The organism is Streptomyces sp. NPDC055962 (assembly GCF_042270185.1).
GTDB lineage: Bacteria > Actinomycetota > Actinomycetes > Streptomycetales > Streptomycetaceae > Streptomyces.
Window position 1 is genome coordinate 1,067,046 of sequence record NZ_JBHJYN010000001.1, and the last position, 16,786, is coordinate 1,083,831.

Here is a 16,786-nt window from a genome sequence, read left to right on the forward strand (position 1 = left end):
GAAGGAACCCCTCGCCATGCCGATATCCAGGGCGCTGCCCGTCGCCCCGCTGCTGCTGACTCTGCTCGCCCCGGGAACCGCGAGCCTGCCCAGCGAACCACACCCCACGCCCGCATCGTCCTACCTCCCCCGGCTCGTCGTCGAGGGCGGCGCCCCCGCAGCCGCCTTTCTGGCACGCGGCCACACCCCCGCCGAAGGGGAGACCTTCGGCTCCGCGGGCCCCGGCATCGGGGCGGAGGACCACTTCCGGGCCGGCAGCATCACCAAGACGTTCGTGGCGACGGTGGTCCTCCAACTCGCCCACGAGGGACGGCTCGGGCTGGACGACGGCGTCGAGGAGTACCTGCCCGGACTCGTACGGGATGACGGTGGCGAGGGCTCCTTCCTCACCCTTCGCACGCTCCTGACCCACACCAGCGGGCTGCCCGACTACATGACGGCCCTCCCCCCGACGGATCCCGCGCTCACGGGGGCGGCCGGCCCGTCGGCCCGGCCGGTCACCCCCGCCGCCGCGGTCCGCGCGGCCGTGGCCCGCCCCCCGGTGACCGCGCACGGCGTGTACGCGTACTCCAACACCAACTACGCGCTGCTCGGCATGGTCGTACGGCGCGTCACCGGGCACCCGTACGCCGCCGAGATACGGCGCCGCATCCTCGGCCCCCTCCGGCTGACCGGCACCTCGCTTCCCGGCGCCCGGACGACCCTGCCCCTGCCCCGCTCCCGCGGCTACCACCGCTCCCCCGCCGACGGCACGGTGCGCGACGTCACGGACGCCGACCCGCGGTTCGCCGGGGCGGCCGGGGAACTGGTCTCCACGCTGGACGACCTGGACGCCTTCTACGCGGCGCTGCTGGGCGGGCGGCTGCTGGCCCCCGCCGAGCTGGCCACCCTCCTCGACACCCGGCCCACGGGCGGTCGGTACGGCATGGGGATCTATCCGCAGGAGCTCTCGTGCGGCACCACCGTCTGGGGCCACAACGGGCACATCACCGGAAGTTACGCGCGGACCGCCGCGACCCGCGACGGGCGGCACGTCCTCACCTTCCGCGTCAACACGGACGCGCCGCCCGGCGCGGCCCTCGAAACGGGGCTGCTGGAGGCGGAGTTCTGTCCGCCCGCCCGCTCCGAGGTCCTGCGGGACTAGAGCGGCACGATGTCCGGGGCGCCCAGCCGCGCCGCGTCCGCCGTCAGGTCGTCGGGCTGGCGCTGCGACTCACGCTCCGCCTCCACCCGCTTGCGGTAGTGCTCCACCTCCCGCTCGATCTGGTCCGTGTCCCAGCCGAGGACCGGTGCCATCAGGTCGGCGCACTCACGGGCGCACCGGGTGCCCCGGTCGAAGGTCTCGATGGAGATCCGGGTGCGCCGTGTCAGGACGTCGTCGAGGTGGCGGGCCCCCTCGTGGGAGGCGGCGTAGACGACTTCCGCCCGGAGGTAGTCCTCGGCCCCGGCCAGCGGCTCCCCCAGCGACGCGTCGGCCTTCACGAGGTCGAGGAGTTCCTCGGTCATCGAGCCGTACCGGTTGAGCAGGTGCTCCACCCGTACGACGTGCAGCCCGGTGCGGGCGGCGATCCTGGCGCGGGCGTTCCACAGGGCCCGGTACCCCTCGGCGCCCAGCAGCGGGACGTCCTCGGTGACGCAGTCCGCCACCCGCTGGTCCAGGGCGTGGACCGCCTCGTCCACGGCGTCCTTCGCCATCACGCGGTACGTCGTGTACTTGCCGCCCGCCACCACGACGAGTCCGGGCGCCGGGTGGGCCACGGTGTGCTCGCGCGAGAGCTTGCTCGTGGCGTCCGACTCGCCGGCCAGCAGCGGCCGGAGCCCGGCGTAGACGCCCTCGACGTCGTCCCTGCCGAGCGGGGTGTTCAGCACCGCGTTGACGTGTTCGAGCAGGTAGTCGATGTCGGCACTGGAGGCGGCCGGGTGGGCCTTGTCCAGGTCCCAGTCGGTGTCGGTCGTGCCGATGATCCAGTGGCGCCCCCACGGGATCACGAAGAGCACGGACTTCTCGGTCCGCAGGATGAGCCCCGTCGAGGAGTGGATCCGGTCCTTGGGCACGACGAGGTGGATCCCCTTCGACGCCCGGACGTGGAACTGTCCGCGCTCACCGATCAGGGCCTGGGTGTCGTCGGTCCAGACGCCGGTCGCGTTGACCACCTGCTTGGCCCTCACCACGTACTCGCCGCCGCCCTCGACGTCCTGCACCCGCGCGCCGACGACCCGCTCGCCCTCCCGGAGGAAGCCGGTGACCCGGGCCCGGTTGGCCACGTGCGCGCCGTAGCCGGCGGCCGTGCGGACGAGCGTCGCCACGTAGCGCGCGTCGTCCATCTGGGCGTCGTAGTACTGGAGGGCTCCGACCAGGGCGTCCTTCTTGAGGGCCGGGGCGACCCGGAGGGCGCGGCGGCGGGAGAGGTGCCGGTGCACGGGCAGGCCGCGGCCGTGCCCGGAGGACACCGACATGGCGTCGTAGAGGGCGACGCCCGAGCCCGCGTAGAGCCGCTCCCACCCCTTGTGCTGCAACGGGTAGAGGAAGGGCACGGGCTTCACCAGGTGCGGTGCCAGCCGCTCCAGCAGCAGCCCCCGCTCCTTCAGCGCCTCCCGTACGAGGGCGAAGTCCAGCATCTCCAGATAGCGCAGCCCGCCGTGGACCAGCTTGCTGGAGCGGCTGGACGTGCCCGACGCCCAGTCGCGTGCCTCGACCAGCCCGGTCGAGAGTCCTCTCGTGACCGCGTCCAACGCGGTCCCGGCGCCGACCACGCCCGCTCCCACGACCAGTACGTCCAGTTCGCGCTCGGCCATCGCGGTCAGCGCCTCGGCGCGCTCCGCGGGTCCCAGTGTCGCTGTCCTCACTGCTGCCTCCCGGTAATCCCGGTGCATCGGGGGTGGTACGGCACGGGAGCGGGGGCCGGCCGGAAGGCCGGGCGCCCGTGCCCACCTCTCGATTCTGTCCGCGGACCACGACTTCAGCCACCGGCTGTGGACAACACCCGCCCCACACGCGTCACAGAATGCGACATATAGGTCATATTTACGCCTAGTCTGACATTGCGCTGTCCCCAGCAGTTGCACTTTCTGTCTTTTGGCCTTAGGGAAAGGACGGCTCACATGCCCGCAGACCTCGCCGTCATCGGACTCGGTCACCTCGGTCTGCCACTCGCCCAAGCAGCCGTCGGCGCGGGGATCCACACCGTCGGCTACGACACCGACCCACGCCCCTTCGCCGAACTCTCCGCGGGCCGTACGCCGGTCGAGGGATCCCTCAGCGCCTCCGACATCCGGCGGATGCTCTCGGGCGGCTTCCGGCCCACAGCCGACCCGGCCGCGCTGGGCCGGGTCCGCACCGCCGCCATCTGCGCCCCCACCCCCCTCGGGCCGGACCGCACCCTCGACCTCCGCGCCGTGACCGACGCGGCCCGGGCGCTCGCCGCCCGGCTGCGGCCGCACACCACCGTCCTCGTGGAGTCCGCCGTACCTCCCGGCACCACCGAGAACGTCGTACGCCCCCTGCTGGAGGAGGGCTCGGGGCTGCGCGCCGGGCGCGACTTCCACCTCGCCCACTCCCCCGGCCGCCTGGACCCCGGGAACCGCACCCACGTCCTCGGCAACACCCCGAAGGTCATCGGAGGCCTCACCCCCGCGTGCACCGAGTCGGCAGCCGCCTTCTACGGACGGCTCACCGACAAGGTCGTCCGGGCCCGGGGACCGCGCGAGGCGGAGATGACGAAGGTCCTGGAGACCAACTTCCGGCATGTGAACATCGCGCTGGTCAACGAGATGGCGGTGCTCTGCCACGACCTCGGCGTCGACCTCTGGGACGTCATCAGGTGCGCCGAGACGAAACCGTTCGGCTTCGAGGCGTTCCGCCCCGGCCCCGGTGTCGGCGGCCACGGCGCCCCGGTGGATCCCGTCTGCTTCCCGTACGACAGCCGTACGCCCGGCCACCCGTTGCGCATGGTCTCGCTGGCCAAGGAGATCAACGACCGGATGCCGAGCTATGTGATCCAGCGCTGCGCGACCCTGCTCAACGAACACGGCAAGTCGGTGCGCGGGGCCCGGGTCCTGCTGCTCGGGGTCACGTACAAGCCGGACCTCGCCGACCAGGAGGCCTCCCCCGCGCGCGAGATCGCGACCCGGCTCATGGACATGGGAGCCCAGATCGGCTACCACGACCCGCACGTCCTGGACTGGCGGGTGCGCGACCTGCCCGTGCCACGCGCCGATTCGCTCTACGAGGCCGCCGCCGGGGCGGATCTGACGGTACTGCTGCAACATCACCGCACCTACGACCTCCAGGGGCTCGCGGTGAAGGCACAGCTCCTCCTGGACACCCGGGGGGCCACTCCGGCTGGGGCCGCCCATCGCCTCTGACCTGCTCCGCGGCAGGTCCGCCGGGATTCCGGTGGGCGGTGTCGGCACGGGCTGCTAGCCTGCGGCGTCACTTCTCGCACATCCGTGCGCACCGCTTCCCAGGGGGGAACCCGTATGAGCCAGCCCGTGCAGCCGCCGAACCCACCGCAGCAGCCCTACGGCGGCGGTCAGCCGACCGACGGCAACCCGTACGCCGCGCAGCAGCCGCCGGCGACGGGCAACCCGTTCGCGGGCCAGCAGCCCCCTGCGCCGACGGGCAACCCGTTCGCGGGCCAGCAGCCGGGCCAGTTCGGCGGCGGCGCCCCGTTCGCCCCGGCCCCGGCGGCACGCAACAACCTGGTCGTGGGCCTCCTGGTCGCCCTCGGCGCAGCCGTCGTCGCCGCCGTCCTCTACGGCGTCATCATCGGAGCGATCGAGCGCGAGGTCGGTTACGCGGCCATCGGAGTGGGCTTCCTGATCGGCTTCGCGGCGAGCAAGGTCGGCGGACCGCTCCCGGCCCTCGGCATCGCCGCAGCCGCCCTGTCCCTGGGCGCGGTCTTCCTCGGCCAGCTCATCGGCGCGTCGATGATCGCGTCGGACGCCGCGGGCGTCGGCTTCTCCGAGGTCTTCGTCGACCACTTCGGCGACCTGGTCACCATCTGGAAGGAAGAGTTCGACTTCATGAGCTTCGTCTTCTTCGTCCTGGGCCCGGTCGGCGCCTTCGCGGGCGTCAAGAAGGCCGGCTGAGCCTCACGCGCACGGACGACGGCCCGCACCACCTCGGTGGTGCGGGCCGTCGTCCGTGCGGGCGGAACCTCAGCGGCGGTGCTGCGAGTCCGCCACCGTCACCTCGACGCGCTGGAACTCCTTGAGGTCGCTGTAGCCCGTGGTGGCCATCGCCCGGCGCAGGGCGCCGAAGATGTTCATCGAGCCGTCGGGGGTGTGCGAGGGGCCGGTGAGGACCTCCTCGGTCGTCCCGACGGAGCCCAGGTCGACCAGCTTGCCGCGCGGCACGTCCTCGTGGACGGCCTCCATGCCCCAGTGCCGGCCGCGGCCGGGCGCGTCCGTGGCACGGGCCAGCGGAGAGCCCATCATCACGGCGTCCGCACCGCAGGCGATGGCCTTCGGCAGGTCGCCGGACCAGCCGACGCCGCCGTCCGCGATGACGTGCACGTACCGGCCGCCGGACTCGTCCATGTAGTCGCGGCGGGCACCGGCCACATCGGCGACCGCGGTCGCCATCGGGACCTGGATGCCGAAGACGTTGCGCGTGGTGTGCGCGGCGCCGCCGCCGAAGCCGACGAGGACACCGGCCGCACCGGTCCGCATCAGGTGCAGGGCGGCGGTGTACGTGGCGCAGCCGCCCACGATGACCGGGACGTCCAGCTCGTAGATGAACTGCTTGAGGTTGAGCGGCTCGGCGGCGCCGGAGACGTGCTCGGCGGAGACCGTCGTACCGCGGATGACGAAGATGTCGACACCCGCGTCGACGACCGCCTTGGAGAACTGCGCGGTGCGCTGCGGCGACAGCGCGGCGGCGGTGACGACACCGGAGTCGCGCACCTCCTTGATGCGCTGCCCGATCAGCTCCTCCTGGATGGGGGCGGAGTAGATCTCCTGCAGCCGCGGGGTGGCGGCCTCGACGGGCATCTCGGCGATCTCGTCGAGGAGCGCCTGCGGGTCGGCGTGCCGGGTCCACAGCCCCTCGAGGTTGAGGACTCCGAGGCCGCCCAGCTCACCGATGCGGATGGCGGTCTGCGGGGAGACCACCGAGTCCATCGGCGCGGCCAGGAAGGGCAGCTCGAACCGGTAGGCGTCGATCTGCCAGGCGATCGAGACCTCCTTCGGGTCACGGGTACGGCGGCTCGGGACGACGGCGATGTCGTCGAACGCGTATGCCCTGCGGCCGCGCTTGCCGCGCCCGATCTCGATCTCAGTCACGATGGTGTGGCCTTTCCCTCTACGTCTGCGCTGACCAGTATCCCCGACGCACGCGTGAGGGGCGGTCCCGAAAAGCCGGTCCGCCCCTCACCTGCGCTGATGTCTTACTTCCTGCTGTAGTTCGGTGCTTCCACCGTCATCTGGATGTCGTGCGGGTGGCTCTCCTTGAGACCCGCCGAGGTGATCCGGACGAAGCGGCCCTTGCTCTCCATCTCGTCGACGGTCGCGGCGCCGACGTAGCCCATGGTCTGGCGGAGGCCGCCGACCAGCTGGTGGAGGACGTTGGCCAGCGGGCCCCGGTAGGGCACCTGGCCCTCGATGCCCTCGGGGACGAGCTTGTCGTCCGAGGACACCTCCGCCTGGAAGTAACGGTCCTTGGAGTACGACCGGCCCTGTCCGCGGGACTGCATGGCACCCAGCGAACCCATGCCGCGGTACGACTTGAACTGCTTGCCGTTGATGAACATCAGCTCGCCCGGCGACTCCTCGCAGCCCGCGAGGAGACTGCCCAGCATCACGCTGTCGGCACCGGCGGACAGCGCCTTGCCGATGTCGCCGGAGTACTGGAGACCGCCGTCGCCGATCACCGGGACACCCGCGGCACGTGCGGCGAGCGCGGCCTCGTAGATCGCGGTGACCTGCGGGACGCCGATACCGGCGACCACGCGGGTCGTGCAGATCGAACCGGGTCCGACGCCGACCTTCACGCCGTCGACGCCCGCGTCGATCAGCGCCTGGGCGCCGTCGCGGGTCGCGACGTTGCCGCCGATGACGTCGATGCCGACGCTCGACTTGATCTTCGCCATCCAGTCGAGGGCGTTGCGATTGTGCCCGTGCGAGGTGTCGACGATCAGGAAGTCGACCCCGGCGGCGGTGAGTGCCTGCGCGCGGTCCAGCGCCTCGGGGCTGGCGCCCACGGCCGCGCCGACCAGCAGACGGCCTTCCGCGTCCTTGGCGGCGTTCGGGTACTGCTCGGCCTTCTTGAAGTCCTTGACCGTGATGAGGCCCTTGAGGATGCCGGCGTCGTCGACCAGGGGCAGCTTCTCGATCTTGTGGCGGCGCAGCAGCTCCATGGCCTCCACACCCGAGATCCCGACACGGCCGGTGACCAGCGGCATCGGCGTCATGACCTCGCGCACCTGGCGCGACCGGTCCGACTCGAAGGCCATGTCACGGTTGGTCACGATGCCGAGGAGCTTCCCCGCGGGGTCGGTGACCGGCACGCCGCTGATGCGGAACTTCGCGCAGAGCGCGTCCGCCTCGCCCAGCGTGGCGTCCGGGTGCACGGTGATCGGGTCGGTGACCATCCCCGACTCGGACCGCTTGACCAGGTCGACCTGGTTCACCTGGTCCTCGATCGAGAGGTTGCGGTGCAGCACGCCGACGCCGCCCTGGCGGGCCATGGCGATGGCCATCCGTGCCTCGGTCACCTTGTCCATGGCGGCCGACAGCAGGGGGATGTTCACCCGCACGTTGCGCGAGATGAGGGACGAGGTGTCGACCGCGTTGGGCAGGACCTCTGACGCGCCCGGCAGCAGCAGCACGTCGTCGTATGTCAGCCCGAGCGTCGCGAACTTCTCAGGCACTCCGTCGACGTTTGCAGTCATGACACCTTCCCCAAATGGTCTTGATCGGTGCGGATGTCCATGCTAACGGGCTCCACGGGTGTCTCATTCCACGATCAAGATCACCTGGCGGTTCTGTGGCTTCCTCCACACCGCGCGGACCTCCGGGACCGGACCCTACTGGCCCGCGAGGGCCCGCAGTCTGCTCAGGGCACGGTGCTGGGCGACGCGGACCGCTCCGGGTGACATTCCGAGCATCTGCCCGGTCTCCTCGGCGGTCAGCCCGACCGCGACGCGGAGCACCAGCAGCTCGCGCTGGTTGTCCGGGAGGTTGGCGAGCAGCTTCTTGGCCCAGGCCGCGTCACTGCTGAGCAGTGCCCGCTCCTCGGGGCCGAGCGAGTCGTCGGGCCGCTCCGGCATCTCGTCGGAGGGCACGGCCGTCGATCCGGGGTGCCGCATCGCGGCCCGCTGGAGGTCGGCGACCTTGTGTCCGGCGATGGCGAAGACGAAGGCCTCGAAGGGCCTGCCGGTGTCCTTGTACCGCGGCAGCGCCATCAGCACGGCGACGCAGACCTCCTGCGCGAGGTCCTCCACGAAGTGACGGGCATCACCGGGCAGGCGGTTCAGACGGGACCTGCAGTAGCGCAGGGCGAGGGGGTGTACGTGGGCGAGCAGGTCGTGCGTGGCCTGCGCGTCACCGTCGACGGCACGGTGCACCAGAGCACCGATCACCGTCGTCCCGTCCTCACGCATCGGACCATGGTGCCCCGGGCCCGTCCGATCCGAGGCATCGCGTCCTGAGTTGTGCACCGAAGCGTTATCAGCGTGCTTCGCCGATCCGCCGCCGGCGGGTGCGCCGGCGTGGCCGACGGCCGCGCCTCCACGGCCCGCCGCCGTGTCGGGACGGCCGGCCGGTGCTTCGGGTCGTGCGTCCTGGCCGCTGTGAGCGAGTGCTCCAGCGTTCTGAGCGGGTGCGCCGGATGTCATGTCCTGCGCCCTCCCCTTCCGCTCGACCGAATGTTCCCCGAGGAACTCCACAACCCCAAGGATGCGGCATCGGCCGGGAAGCGTCACCTGGCGCTGGTGGGGAGGGCCCGGCCGCAGGTCCACCGCCCACCGTCACCCCGTCCGCCGGCATGCGGACGGGATCGCACGGCTACGGGCCGCGCCGCGGCATCAGCGGACCAGGCCCCAGCGGAATCCGAGCGCGACGGCGTGCGCGCGGTCCGAGGCCCCGAGCTTCTTGAACAGACGCCTCGCGTGCGTCTTGACCGTGTCCTCGGAAAGGAAGAGCTCGCGCCCGATCTCCGCGTTGGAGCGGCCGTGGCTCATGCCTTCGAGCACCTGGATCTCCCGCGCGGTGAGCGTCGGCGCCGCCCCCATCTCGGCGGACCGGAGCCGGCGCGGGGCGAGCCGCCACGTCGGGTCGGCGAGCGCCTGGGTCACGGTCGCCCGCAGCTCGGCGCGCGAGGCGTCCTTGTGCAGATAGCCGCGGGCCCCGGCGGCGACCGCGAGCGCGACACCGTCGAGGTCCTCGGCGACGGTCAGCATGATGATCCGGGCGCCGGGGTCCGCCGAGAGCAGCCGCCTGACCGTCTCCACACCCCCCAGACCGGGCATGCGTACGTCCATCAGAATCAGATCCGAACGGTCGGCCCCCCAGCGGCGGAGGACTTCCTCGCCGTTGGCCGCCGTCGTCACGCGCTCGACGCCGGGAACGGTCGCAACCGCGCGGCGGAGCGCTTCTCGGGCAAGCGGGGAGTCGTCGCAGACGAGGACGGATGTCATGACCGTCCTCCGCAGCTGATGCGCGTCACCTTGAGCCTCCAGGCTGATACAAGTCGTCACCTGTGCGGTTGACCCCCTCGGACATCTGCCCGAGCTCGATCTCCGTCAACCGCCTCCCCCTCATCAACGACGGTCACTCGAAAGAGTTACGGGCCAAAGCATCCGGTTCGGCACTCTAAGTGAGGGGGTGTGCACGGAGAAGAGCGACACGGAATCCTTCACCCTTCAACCGGCCCCCCACTCCACGACCTGCCCCATTTAGCGGGATTTCTTCCCTTTTGCTGGCGTCTGCGGCTAGATTCGCAATCAGTCATATTTACATCTACTAACACCGTAGATGTACGGTCGGGATTCCGGTCACCGACACCGACGGACGAGCACCAACGGTCGAGGAAGCCGTTTCCGAACCAGCAAGGTTTCGAGGGGACACGCAATGGCAGATTTCTCCCGCCTTCCCGGACCCAACGCGGACCTGTGGGACTGGCAGCTGCTGGCCGCCTGCCGCGGGGTCGACAGTTCGCTGTTCTTCCATCCCGAAGGAGAACGGGGAGCAGCCCGGAGCGCCCGTGAGACCTCGGCGAAGGAGGTCTGCATGCGCTGCCCGGTACGCGCCGAGTGCGCGGCGCACGCGCTCGCCGTACGGGAGCCCTACGGCGTGTGGGGCGGCCTGACCGAGGACGAGCGCGAGGAGCTCATGGGCCGCGCACGCAACCGTCTGATCTCCGCACACACGGGCCCCGCCCCGGACCCCGGTCACACCTGACGGTCCGCACGGCACATCGAACGCAGAAACGTTTTTTCACACCGGACGCCCACCACGGACCCCACGCCCCGGCCGCCGCGGGCCGGGCGGTTCCGCATGCCGACGGCCCACCGCGCGCCCGGAACCACCCACGACGGAATCACCACGCGACCGGACTCGCCGCGCGACCGGCACGCCGCGCGACCGGGGTCACGGTACGCCCGGACCCGTCGCGCGGCCCCGGCTCAGCGCGCGGCGGCCAGGGAGAGCTGGTCGAGGGTCGCCGCCACCGCCGGTACCCGGGCGAGGTCGGGCAGGGTGAGGGCGACGATCTCCCGCTCCACGGCCGGCTCCACCGCCACCGTGCGCGCCCCCTTGGCCCGTACGGACTCGAGGGCCAGCTCCGGCAGGACGGCGACGCCGAGACCCGCCCCGACGAGCCCGATCACCGCCGGGTAGTCGTCCGTGGCGAAGTCGATCCTCGGGGTGAAGCCGGATGCCTCGCAGACCTCCACCAGCTGCCGCCTGCAACGCGGGCAGCCGGCGATCCACGGCTCGTCGGCCAGGTCACCGATGCCCACCGTGTCCGTACCCGCCAGCCGGTGCCCCTCGGGGACCAGCCCGACCAGCCGGTCCCGCAGCAGCGGCCGCACGACCAGGTCGTCCCACTCGCCGCAGGTGGCCCCGTAGCGGAACGCCAGGGCGATGTCGCAGTCGCCGTCGCGCAGCATCTCCACCGAACGCGGCGGTTCCGCCTCGACGAGTGAGACCCGCGTGCCCGGGTGCGCGGCGCGCAGGGCGGCGAGGGCGCCGGGGACCAGGCTGGAGCTCCCGCTCGGGAAGGACACCAGCCGGACCCGGCCGGCCCGCAGCCCGGCGATCGCGGCGATCTCCTCCTCCGCGGCGGTCAGCCCCGCGAGGATGCCCGACGCGTGGCGCACCAGCGCCTCACCCGCCTGGGTGAGGCGCATCTCGCGCCCCGTACGGATCAGCAGCGGAGTGCCCGCGGAACTCTCCAGGGCCTTCATCTGCTGGCTGACGGCAGGCTGGGTGCACCCCAGCTCACGCGCGGCGGCGGAGAACGAACCGGTGGTGGCCACAGCGCGCAGGACACGGAGATGACGGGCTTCGATCACCCCTCAACCATAAGCGACTCTTGCAGAAAGAGTCGATTAATCATGAGCACCTTTGAGTGCCCCGCGATTAGTCTGTCCGGTCATGAAGGTGCTCACCGTGAATCTCGGCCGTCCCACGCCCTCTCCCCACTCCGACGGGGCCTCCGGGCTCACCGGGATCGGCAAGCGTCCGTCGGACGGCCCCGTGCGGGTCGCGGACCCCGGCCCCAAGGGCAGCGGCGGCAGCGGTCTGAGCGGTGACGCGGTGTGCGACCTCCGGCACCACGGAGGATCGGACCAGGCGGTCTACGCGTACGCCCGTGAGGAGCTCGACGCCTGGGAGAAGGAGCTCGGCCGGCCCCTGCCCAACGGTGCGTTCGGCGAGAACCTGACCACGGTCGGCCTCACCGTGAGCCACGCGCGCATCGGTGAGCGCTGGCGGATCGGCGACGAGCTGGTCCTGGAGGTGACGTCGGGGCGCATTCCGTGCCGTACGTTCGCGGGCCACCTGGGCGAGCACGGCTGGGTGAAGCGGTTCACGCGCGAGGGCGCGACCGGTGCGTACCTCCGGGTGATCGAACCGGGGACGATCCGCTCCGGCGACCCGGTCGAGGTGGTGCACGTGCCCGGCCACGGGATCACCGCGGCCATCGAGTTCCGGGCGACGACCACGCAGCGGGAGCTGCTCCCGGGCCTGCTCGACGCCGGGGACGCCCTGCACACCGAGACGCTGCGCGCCGCACGGGCGTACGTGGCACAGCGGGACTCCGCCTCCTGACCACCCCGGTGACGCGGACGCGCGCGGAGCCGTACGGGGGTACCGTCCGGCTCCGCCCCGGCGCCGTGGGTTGCAGCCCAGGGTGAGGGTGCCGTCGACGCGGCGGGGGATGCCGTACGGGTTGTCGTCATCAAGCGCCTTCACCTCAGGGTTGTGTGCGAGCGCCGTCGCTGACGCGGGGTTCGACGCCCGCCGGCAGACGGCGCACGACATCGGCCGGGCCGTCCGTGCGGTCCTCCGTCCGGCCGACCGGCCTGAGGGAGAAGCCGGGTCGGCCGCCCGCACACGCGGGCACTAACGTGCCGCCTATGACGACTGCACTGATTACGGGCGCGACGGCGGGGATCGGGGCCGCCTTCGCACGGCGGCTCGCGGGTGACGGGCACAATCTGGTGCTGGTGGCCCGCGACACGGAACGGCTTCGGGCCCAGGCCACGGAGCTGCACGACGGGCACGGCATCGAGGCCGAGGTGCTGACGGCCGACCTGTCCACGGACGCCGGGATCGAGGCGGTCGAAGCGCGGCTGGCGGACCGCGTGAGCCCCGTCGACCTGCTGGTGAACAACGCCGGCTTCGGCAACAAGGGGCGCTACCTGGACGTCTCGATGGCCGACGAGCTGACGATGCTGAAGGTCCACTGCGAGGCGGTTCTCCGGCTCACCTCGGCGGCCGCGGGCCCGATGCGGGAGCGCGGCCGCGGCGGCGTGGTGAACGTGGCGTCCGTCGCCGCCTTCCTGCCGCGGGGGACGTACGGGGCGTCGAAGGCGTGGGTCGTCCAGTTCACCCAGGGCGCCGCGAAGGACCTGGCGGGTTCGGGGGTGCGGCTGATGGCCCTGTGCCCGGGCTTCGTGCGCACCGAGTTCCACCAGCGGGCCGGGATGGGGACGGGCAACATCCCGGACTGGATGTGGCTCGACGCCGACAAGCTGGTGGCCGCGGCACTGGCGGACCTGGCACGGGGCAGGACGGTGTCGATCCCGGACCCCCGCTACAAGGCGATGATGGGCCTGGTGAAGCTGGCGCCCCGCGGCCTGCTCGGTGGAGTGACCTCCCGTGCCGGCCGGACGTACGGCCCGAAGTAGCCGCCCGGACCGGCCCCGGGCAGCCGCCGGACCGACGGTCCGGAGCAGACGCCCGGGACGCGGTCCCGCACACGCACCGAGGCCCGGTGCCCCCGCGACGGGGGTACCGGGCCTCGGTGTCGTACGGAGCCGTACTAGTGGGAGTGGCCGTGGCCGCCGTGACCGGCGTCGCCCTCTTCCTCGGCCGGCTTCTCGACGACCAGGGTCTCGGTCGTGAGCAGCAGCGACGCGATGGACGCGGCGTTCTCCAGGGCGGAGCGGGTGACCTTGACCGGGTCGATGACGCCGGCCTTCACCAGGTCGCCGTACTCACCGGTCGCGGCGTTGAAGCCCTGGCCCTTGTCGAGCTCGGCGACCTTCGAGGTGATGACGTAGCCCTCGAGGCCCGCGTTCTCCGCGATCCAGCGGAGCGGCTCGACGGCGGCGCGGCGCACGACCGCGACACCCGTGGCCTCGTCGCCGGTCTTGCCGAGGTTGCCCTCGAGGACCTTGACGGCGTGGACGATGGCGGAGCCACCACCGGAGACGATGCCCTCCTCGACCGCGGCGCGGGTCGCGGAGATGGCGTCCTCCAGACGGTGCTTCTTCTCCTTGAGCTCCACCTCGGTGGCGGCACCGACGCGGATCACGCAGACGCCGCCGGCCAGCTTCGCGAGACGCTCCTGGAGCTTCTCACGGTCCCAGTCGGAGTCCGTGGACTCGATCTCGGCCTTGATCTGGTTGACGCGGCCCTTGACGTCGGCGGAGTCGCCGCCGCCGTCGACGATGGTCGTGTCGTCCTTGGAGACCGTGACGCGGCGGGCCGTGCCGAGCACGTCCAGACCGGCCTGGTCGAGCTTGAGGCCGACCTCCTCGGCGATGACGGTCGCACCCGTGAGGGTGGCGATGTCGCCGAGCATGGCCTTGCGGCGGTCACCGAAGCCGGGGGCCTTCACCGCGACGGCGTTGAAGGTGCCACGGATCTTGTTGACGACGAGGGTGGAGAGCGCCTCGCCCTCGACGTCCTCGGCGATGATCAGGAGCGGCTTGGAGGCGCCGGCCTGGATGACCTTCTCCAGCAGCGGGAGCAGCTCCTGGATCGAGCCGATCTTGCCCTGGTGGATCAGGATGTACGGGTCGTCGAGGACGGCCTCCATACGCTCCTGGTCGGTCACCATGTACGGGGACAGGTAGCCCTTGTCGAAGGCCATGCCCTCGGTGAACTCGAGGTCCAGACCGAAGGTGTTGGACTCCTCGACGGTGATGACGCCGTCCTTGCCGACCTTGTCCATCGCGTCCGCGATGAGCTCGCCGACCTGCGGGTCCTGCGCGGAGAGCGCGGCCACGGCGGCGATGTCGGCCTTGTCGTCGATCGGGCGGGCGGTCGCGAGGAGCTCCTCGGACACGGCCTTCACGGCGGCGTCGATGCCCTTCTTCAGGGCGGCCGGGGACGCGCCCGCGGCGACGTTGCGCAGACCTTCGCGGACGAGGGCCTGGGCGAGCACGGTGGCGGTGGTGGTGCCGTCACCCGCCACGTCGTTGGTCTTGGTCGCCACCTCCTTCACCAGCTGGGCACCGAGGTTCTCGTACGGGTCGTCGAGCTCGACCTCGCGCGCGATGGTGACACCGTCGTTGGTGATGGTGGGAGCGCCGAACTTCTTGTCGATGACGACGTTGCGGCCCTTCGGACCGATCGTCACCTTCACCGTGTCGGCAAGCTTGTTGACGCCGCGCTCAAGGGCGCGACGGGCGTCCTCGTCGAACTTCAGAATCTTCGCCATGGGCTGTTTTCTTCCCTCTCAAAACGAACTGCGCCCCTCGCCGCCCGGCTAGTCATCTCGCAGGGGGCCAGGGGCGCAGAACAGAAGCAAACGTGGGTGAATTACTTCTCGACGATCGCGAGGACGTCGCGCGCCGAGAGGACGAGGTACTCCTCGCCGTTGTACTTCACCTCGGTGCCGCCGTACTTGCTGTACAGCACGACATCGCCGGTCTTGACGTCGAGCGGAAGGCGCTCGCCGTTCTCGAAGCGGCCCGGGCCCACGGCCAGGACGACGCCCTCCTGGGGCTTCTCCTTGGCGGTGTCCGGAATGACCAGGCCGGAAGCCGTGGTCTGCTCGGCGTCGAGCGGCTGGACCACAATGCGGTCCTCGAGCGGCTTGATCGCAACCTTGGAGCTGGTGGTCGACACGATCCGGTCTCCCCCTTCGGAGATCTCACGGGGTTTAACAGTCTGTGGGGTGGCGACCAGGTCGATCCGTCGTCGCGGGTGCCGGACCTGCCCTGTCGCGCAGTGGTGCTGGCACTCTCCCTCGGGGAGTGCCAGCACTGAGACTATGACCGCGATTAGCACTCGGTCAAGCGGAGTGCCAATTCACCACCCTCGCGTGGCGCCGCGGGGCCGGCCCGCCCCCGGGACAACGCGGGAGACCTCCACGCCGTTCCGGTGCCGGGCGGGCCGGTGCGCGGACCGCTCCCGTCAGACGTAGTCCTCCAGCCTGGCCACCGCGTACCCCTTGTCCGTGACCGTCTTCATGACGCGCCGGACCATGTCGGCCATGGAGCCCTCCCAGTCCTCGTCACCCCGGAAGTGGGTGAGGATGATGTCTCCGGGATGCAGGTCCCTGTCCCACTCGCGCCACTCCATGTGGTCGGGGAACGCCTCGGCCGCCCACAGGGGCACGGCCTTGATGCCGCAGGACTTCGCGACGCGCAGGGTGTCGCCGTTGTAGTTGCCGTACGGCGGCCGGAAGAGCGTGGGCCGCTTCCCGAAGAACCTCTCGATCTTGTCCTGCTCGCCACAGATCTCCCGCCGCTGCTCGGACGCCGAGAGCCCTGGGAGGTAGCGGTGGTTGAGCGTGTGGTTGTTGAGGGTGACGCCCCGGGCCTGCATGTCCTTGAAGTAGCCGTAGTCGTCGCTCACCACGTAGTCGCTGAGGAACGCGCTGTACGGGATCTTCAGTTCCGTCATCATCCGGAGCAGTTCGGGGTCCTTCTCCGCCCCGTCGTCCATCGTCAGGAAGACGATCCGCTCCTTGGTGGGCACGGTGGTGAAGACCGGCGGCAGCTTCTCCCCGCCCTCCACCTCGAACCCCTCGCGGGTGGTGATGTGCGGCTTCGCGGCAGGCGGCGCGGGAGCGGCGAGCGGGACCTTGGCCAGCCCCCACTTCTTCGCGACGGCGACGCGTGCGGCCAGCTCCCGCTTCAGGCGCTCCGCCTCGGCCCTGGCCCTGGCCTCGGCGGCCGCGGGGCCCGCCTGCGCCGCGGCGGCTCCCGGCTGCCCGGCGGCCGGCCCGCCCCGGCCGGCGGCCGCTTCGTCACCACCGTCTGCACATCCGGAGGCGGCGGCGCCGATCAGCAGGGCGGCCACGACCGCACAGACCGCTCTGTGGCGCTTCATGACAGATTTTTCTTTTTGTCGTACTAGCTGCATGGCGCCGCATCCTGCCACC

15 protein-coding genes are annotated in these 16,786 nt (G+C 71.2%); 6 read left to right on the forward strand and 9 right to left on the reverse strand.

Going from position 1 to position 16,786, the window contains the following annotated elements; translation table 11 throughout:
- The first annotated feature begins 16 nt into the window (after positions 1-16).
- Positions 17-1,144, forward strand: coding sequence for a serine hydrolase domain-containing protein (locus ACFC51_RS04750; RefSeq protein ID WP_376526985.1), 1,128 nt, complete (start codon positions 17-19; stop codon positions 1,142-1,144).
- Here the strand turns inward: ACFC51_RS04750 and ACFC51_RS04755 are convergent.
- On the reverse strand, positions 1,141-2,847 hold the full coding sequence (locus ACFC51_RS04755) for a glycerol-3-phosphate dehydrogenase/oxidase (RefSeq protein WP_376379989.1): 1,707 nt from the start codon (positions 2,845-2,847) through the stop codon (positions 1,141-1,143). The two genes, ACFC51_RS04750 and ACFC51_RS04755, sit on opposite strands and share 4 nt — an antisense overlap.
- Positions 2,848-3,102: 255 nt before the next feature.
- Between ACFC51_RS04755 and ACFC51_RS04760 the strand changes: the two genes are divergently transcribed.
- Positions 3,103-4,365, forward strand: a complete 1,263-nt coding sequence (locus ACFC51_RS04760; protein WP_376379986.1) for a nucleotide sugar dehydrogenase — start codon at positions 3,103-3,105, stop codon at positions 4,363-4,365.
- A 114-nt stretch (positions 4,366-4,479) separates the two neighbouring features.
- Positions 4,480-5,091, forward strand: coding sequence for a hypothetical protein (locus tag ACFC51_RS04765; protein WP_376526987.1), 612 nt, complete (start codon positions 4,480-4,482; stop codon positions 5,089-5,091).
- Between the two features lie 69 nt (positions 5,092-5,160).
- Here ACFC51_RS04765 and ACFC51_RS04770 read toward each other — a convergent pair whose 3' ends face one another.
- From ACFC51_RS04770 to ACFC51_RS04785, 4 genes are all read right to left on the reverse strand, one after another.
- Positions 5,161-6,285, reverse strand: coding sequence for a GuaB3 family IMP dehydrogenase-related protein (locus tag ACFC51_RS04770; protein WP_014154539.1), 1,125 nt, complete (start codon positions 6,283-6,285; stop codon positions 5,161-5,163).
- Positions 6,286-6,389: 104 nt separating this feature from the next.
- Positions 6,390-7,892: an IMP dehydrogenase gene (gene guaB, locus ACFC51_RS04775; protein ID WP_376377319.1), complete on the reverse strand. Its 1,503-nt coding sequence runs from the start codon at positions 7,890-7,892 to the stop codon at positions 6,390-6,392.
- A 135-nt stretch (positions 7,893-8,027) separates the two neighbouring features.
- Complete coding sequence (locus tag ACFC51_RS04780) at positions 8,028-8,603, reverse strand: sigma-70 family RNA polymerase sigma factor (RefSeq protein WP_329231921.1); 576 nt, start codon at positions 8,601-8,603, stop codon at positions 8,028-8,030.
- A gap of 423 nt (positions 8,604-9,026) precedes the next feature.
- Positions 9,027-9,638 (reverse strand): response regulator transcription factor, encoded by a 612-nt coding sequence (locus ACFC51_RS04785; protein WP_003948568.1) that lies wholly within the window; start codon positions 9,636-9,638, stop codon positions 9,027-9,029.
- Positions 9,639-10,071: 433 nt separating this feature from the next.
- Between ACFC51_RS04785 and ACFC51_RS04790 the strand changes: the two genes are divergently transcribed.
- Positions 10,072-10,401 carry a WhiB family transcriptional regulator gene (locus ACFC51_RS04790; RefSeq protein WP_376377317.1) on the forward strand — a complete coding sequence of 110 codons (330 nt, stop codon included), beginning with the start codon at positions 10,072-10,074 and terminating at the stop codon, positions 10,399-10,401.
- A 224-nt stretch (positions 10,402-10,625) separates the two neighbouring features.
- Here ACFC51_RS04790 and ACFC51_RS04795 read toward each other — a convergent pair whose 3' ends face one another.
- The gene (locus ACFC51_RS04795) at positions 10,626-11,516 is read right to left on the reverse strand and encodes a LysR family transcriptional regulator (protein ID WP_376526989.1); all 891 of its coding nucleotides are present in this window, start codon (positions 11,514-11,516) and stop codon (positions 10,626-10,628) included.
- A gap of 82 nt (positions 11,517-11,598) precedes the next feature.
- Here ACFC51_RS04795 and ACFC51_RS04800 point away from each other — a divergent pair, with 82 nt between their 5' ends.
- Both ACFC51_RS04800 and ACFC51_RS04805 read left to right on the forward strand, forming a co-directional pair.
- On the forward strand, positions 11,599-12,273 hold the full coding sequence (locus ACFC51_RS04800; RefSeq protein WP_376377313.1) for an MOSC domain-containing protein: 675 nt from the start codon (positions 11,599-11,601) through the stop codon (positions 12,271-12,273).
- Between the two features lie 308 nt (positions 12,274-12,581).
- Positions 12,582-13,355, forward strand: coding sequence for an SDR family NAD(P)-dependent oxidoreductase (locus ACFC51_RS04805; RefSeq protein ID WP_376377311.1), 774 nt, complete (start codon positions 12,582-12,584; stop codon positions 13,353-13,355).
- 134 nt (positions 13,356-13,489) lie between these two features.
- On the opposite strand, the gene groL is transcribed toward ACFC51_RS04805, so the two are convergent.
- The 3 genes from groL to ACFC51_RS04820 form a co-directional block, all read right to left on the reverse strand.
- The gene (gene groL / locus ACFC51_RS04810) at positions 13,490-15,115 is read right to left on the reverse strand and encodes a chaperonin GroEL (RefSeq protein ID WP_376377309.1); all 1,626 of its coding nucleotides are present in this window, start codon (positions 15,113-15,115) and stop codon (positions 13,490-13,492) included.
- Between the two features lie 101 nt (positions 15,116-15,216).
- On the reverse strand, positions 15,217-15,525 hold the full coding sequence (groES, locus tag ACFC51_RS04815) for a co-chaperone GroES (protein WP_003966899.1): 309 nt from the start codon (positions 15,523-15,525) through the stop codon (positions 15,217-15,219).
- A gap of 288 nt (positions 15,526-15,813) precedes the next feature.
- Positions 15,814-16,734, reverse strand: a complete 921-nt coding sequence (locus tag ACFC51_RS04820) for a polysaccharide deacetylase family protein (RefSeq protein ID WP_376377307.1) — start codon at positions 16,732-16,734, stop codon at positions 15,814-15,816.
- Positions 16,735-16,786 lie beyond the last annotated feature (52 nt).